This window comes from Nocardiopsis sp. NPDC055824, assembly GCF_053616335.1.
Genome location: NZ_JBSHDN010000339.1, coordinates 1 through 3963, shown reverse-complemented (window position 1 = coordinate 3963; position 3963 = coordinate 1). Strand labels below are relative to the sequence as shown.

The window sequence follows — 3963 nt, the reverse complement described above, 5'->3', positions numbered from 1 at the left end:
ACGTGCAGGTGGGCTTCGCCCTGAGCATGCTCAACCGGCACGGCCTCGTCGCGGGCGCGACCGGGACCGGCACGGGCGGACCCCGGCGGGTTCCGTCCGGAACCGGCCACGGAGGTCCGGGGGTCGGTCCGGGGGCCGCGGAAAACCGGCGCTTTCTTGCGCGGGCGATCACGGGTGGTCCGCCGCCGCCTGGGTAAAGAGTCCGCAAGAGGCGGGCCGGCACGGCCCGCAGGTCGACCCGGCAGGTGTCCCATGGCGAGCGACGACGACCCCCGCAGGACCGGCGAGCCCGTGGTCACGATCTCGGCCACCTACGGCGCGGGAGGCAGCGCGGTGGGGCCGGCCGTCGCCGCACGGCTGGGCGTGGCCTTCCTCGACCGCGCGATCCCCAGCGCCGTGGCGGCCCAGATCGGCTGCTCCCTGGACGAGGTCCTCCAGCGCGACGACCGCGCCCCCGGAGGGCTCGAACGCCTCCTCGCCAGTGCCGCACGCCTTCCCACCGTCACGCTGGGAAGCGTCGACACCGCCTTCATCGGCACCACCGACGAGGAGGGGCGCCTCCTCTACGACCACGAGTTCGTGGAGCAGACCGAACTCGTCATCGGCGAGGTCGCCCACAGCGGCGGCGTCGTCCTCGGGCGCGCCGGGGCCGTCGTCCTCGCCGACCACCCCGCCGCCCTGCACGTGCGCCTGGACGGCGACCGCGACGCGCGCCTGCGCAGGGCCCGCGCCCTGTGGGAGGCGGGCGACCGGGAGGAGTGCTCCGGGCACGGCTGGGGGGAGGGCGTGCCCACGCTGCGGCTGCTGGACGACAACGACCGCGCCCGGGCCTCGTACGTGCGCCGCTTCTACCGCGCCGACCCCGCCGACCCGCGCCACTACCACCTGGTCCTGGACACCTCGGCGCTGTCCCTGGAAGCCTGTACCGACCTCGTCGTGAGGGCCGCCGGGGACCGGGCGGCCCCCGCCGGGGACCTCCCGCCCCAGGCCGGCCGACGCCCCGACGACACTTCTGATTCGTCGTAATTTGTGCGTTTTTTTACCATCGCGGTAATTGTCACCTTGTGCTGACGGTGGGCGCTTGACTCGGGTAAGGTAAGGCGACTTGGTTCCGGGTCCCGACCAGCCCCCACCCGCAACCGAGGTCCGCGTGCGGCCGCCACCACGGTGGGACCGCGCGAACCGGACACGCAGGACACCCTCGCCCCGCACACGGGCGGGACGCGAGCGCCGCCCCGCGCACGCGCCTACCGCACCGGGCCCCGGCCGGGCCGCGAGAGCGCGGCGCGGCCCCGCGGCGGGAGGGTCCCCCGACGCCGGCAGCGCGTCCCCGTGAGGGGCCGTCCGCGTGCCCGACGGGCGCACAACACCGAGCCAGAGCCGAGGAGCAACACGTGGCCACCCTTCCCAGCGTTTCGTACTCCATCACCGTCCGCCTCGAACTCGATGCTGGGGGCAGCGCTGTCGGCAGCCTCACCAACGCCGTCGAGCAGGTGGGCGGCATGATCACCGCGCTGGACGTGGCCGCGGCCGGGCACGAGCGCATCCGCATCGACGTCACCTGCGCCGCCCGCGACACCGAGCACGCGCAGGCCATCGTCGACGCGCTGGGCGCCGTCGAGGGCGTGGTCGTCCACAAGGTCAGCGACCGGACCTTCCTCATGCACCTGGGCGGCAAGATCGAGATGAAGTCGAAGGTGCCGCTGCGCAACCGCGACGAGCTCTCCATGGCCTACACCCCCGGCGTCGCCCGCGTCTCCCAGGCCATCGCCGCGAACAAGGACGACGCCCGCCGCCTGACCATCAAGCGCAACAGCGTCGCCGTCGTCACCGACGGGTCCGCCGTCCTGGGCCTGGGCAACATCGGCCCCGAGGCCGCCATGCCCGTCATGGAGGGCAAGGCCGCCCTGTTCAAACGCTTCGCCGACATCGACGCCTGGCCCATCGCCCTGGACACCCAGGACGTGGACGAGATCGTCCGCACCGTCCAGGTGATCGCCCCGGGGTTCGGCGGGATCAACCTGGAGGACATCTCCGCGCCCCGCTGCTTCGAGGTCGAGGCCCGCCTGCGCGAGCTGCTCGACATCCCCGTCTTCCACGACGACCAGCACGGCACCGCCATCGTCGTGCTCGCCGCCCTGCGCAACGCCCTGCGCGTCGTCGGCAAGAAGCTCGGCGAGGTCCGCATCGCCATGTCCGGCGCGGGCGCGGCCGGCACCGCCATCCTCAAGCTCCTCATGCACGCCGGGGCCCGCGACATCATCGTCAGCGACGTCCGCGGCGCGGTGCACACCGGGCGCGACGACCTGGACCCCAACCTCCGGTGGATCGCCGAGCACACCAACCCCGAGGGCTACAGCGGCGACCTCCGCGGCTCCGTCGCCGGAGCGGACGTCTTCATCGGCGTCTCCGCCCCCAACCTGCTCGAGGGCGAGGACATCGCCGAGATGAACGACGACTCGATCATCTTCGCGCTGGCCAACCCCGACCCGGAGGTGGACCCGGAGGTCGCGCACCTGCACGCCTCCGTCGTGGCCACGGGCCGCAGCGACTACCCCAACCAGATCAACAACGTCCTGGTCTTCCCCGGCTTCTTCCGCGGGCTGCTCGACGCCCAGAGCCACCACGTCACCTCCGACATGATGGTCGCCGCGGCCGAGGCCCTCGCCGACGTCGTCAGCGAGGACGAGCTGGGCCCGAACTACATCATCCCCAGCGTGTTCCACTCCGACCTGTCCACCCACGTGGCGACCGCGGTGCGCGAGGTCGCCCAGCGCGGGCTGCGCGACCAGGTCCAGTGACGCCGGACCCGGGGGCGGGGCCCCGCGGGAGGGAACGGTGGACCCGGGCGTGTAACGGCCTGGGAACACGGGCGGATCGGCGGCTGTTCCGGGGTAGAGGTGCAGCATGGACCAGTCGACTATGACCGGGCGGCTCCTGGTGGCCGCCCCCCTCCTCCAGGAGGACTCCTTCCGCCGCTCGGTGGTGTTCGTCGTGGACGACACGGCCGACGGCACACTCGGGGTGATCCTCAACCGCCCCCTGGGTATGGCCGTGGACGAGGTCGTCACCGACTGGGGCGCCTATGCGAGCGAACCGGCGGTGATGTTCTCGGGCGGCCCCGTCGGGGCCGACTCCGGGATAGCCCTGGGCGCGGCCGGGCTCGGGGAGCCGCCTCCGGGCTGGGCGCCCCTGGAGGGCCTCGCCCCGGGGCTGGGCCTGGACGCGGTCGGCGTGGTGGACCTGGACGGTCCCCCGCAGGTGCTCGGGACGGCCCTGGGAGCGTTCCGCGTGTTCGCCGGCTACGCCGGGTGGAGCGAGGGCCAGCTCCGGGAGGAGATCGACGAGGGCGCGTGGTTCGTGGTCGACGCGGTCCCCTCGGACGTGTTCACCACGTCCCCCGAGGGCCTGTGGGCCCGGGTGCTGCGGCGCCAGGGCGGGCGGATGGCACTCCTGTCCACCTACCCGGACGATCCCACCATGAACTGAGCGCCCACCGGTGTGGGTGCGGCACCCTATACCGTGGAACGCAGACGTCGAAAGGTGTGAGGCACGATGGCGATGGACATCCTCAACAAGGTCCTTCCTGACAGCGAGACCAGGCCGGACATCTCCCACGACAGCGGGGACCGGGAGCGGTTCGCCCACTACGTGCAGAAGGACAAGATCACCGAGAGCGCCGTCACCGGCAACCCCGTGATCGCCCTGTGCGGGAAGGTCTGGGTCCCCAACCGGGACCCCAAGAAGTTCCCGGTGTGCCCCGACTGCAAGAAGGCCTACGAGGAGATGATGAAGTAGGACGTCTCCACGTCGCCTCCACGCGGTGGGCGCCACACGGAAGGCCTTGGCACGCGAACGTGCCAAGGCCTTCGTGCTCTCCGCGGGCCCCGGGCCGCCGCGCGTGCCCCCGCTCTCCGGCGGACGCGCTCCGCGGCCCTGCGGGCGCCCGGGCCGTGCCCGCTC

General features: G+C 72.8%; 4 protein-coding genes. All 4 read left to right on the top strand.

All coding sequences use genetic code 11. The features are described 5' to 3' along the window. Positions 1 to 252: 252 nt before the first annotated feature. The 4 genes from ACWGL3_RS31395 (at position 253) to ACWGL3_RS31380 (ending at position 3798) form a co-directional block, all read left to right on the top strand. Positions 253 to 1026, top strand: a complete 774-nt coding sequence (locus ACWGL3_RS31395; RefSeq protein WP_452462132.1) for a cytidylate kinase-like family protein — start codon at positions 253 to 255, stop codon at positions 1024 to 1026. A 368-nt stretch (positions 1027 to 1394) separates the two neighbouring features. After that, entirely contained in the window at positions 1395 to 2801 is a 1407-nt protein-coding gene (locus ACWGL3_RS31390; RefSeq protein WP_267946312.1) for an NAD-dependent malic enzyme, read from the top strand. Between the two features lie 106 nt (positions 2802 to 2907). Continuing rightward, complete coding sequence (locus ACWGL3_RS31385) at positions 2908 to 3489, top strand: YqgE/AlgH family protein (protein ID WP_452462131.1); 582 nt, start codon at positions 2908 to 2910, stop codon at positions 3487 to 3489. Between the two features lie 66 nt (positions 3490 to 3555). Then, on the top strand, positions 3556 to 3798 hold the full coding sequence (locus tag ACWGL3_RS31380; protein WP_267946310.1) for a DUF3039 domain-containing protein: 243 nt from the start codon (positions 3556 to 3558) through the stop codon (positions 3796 to 3798). The last annotated feature ends 165 nt before the right edge of the window (positions 3799 to 3963 follow it).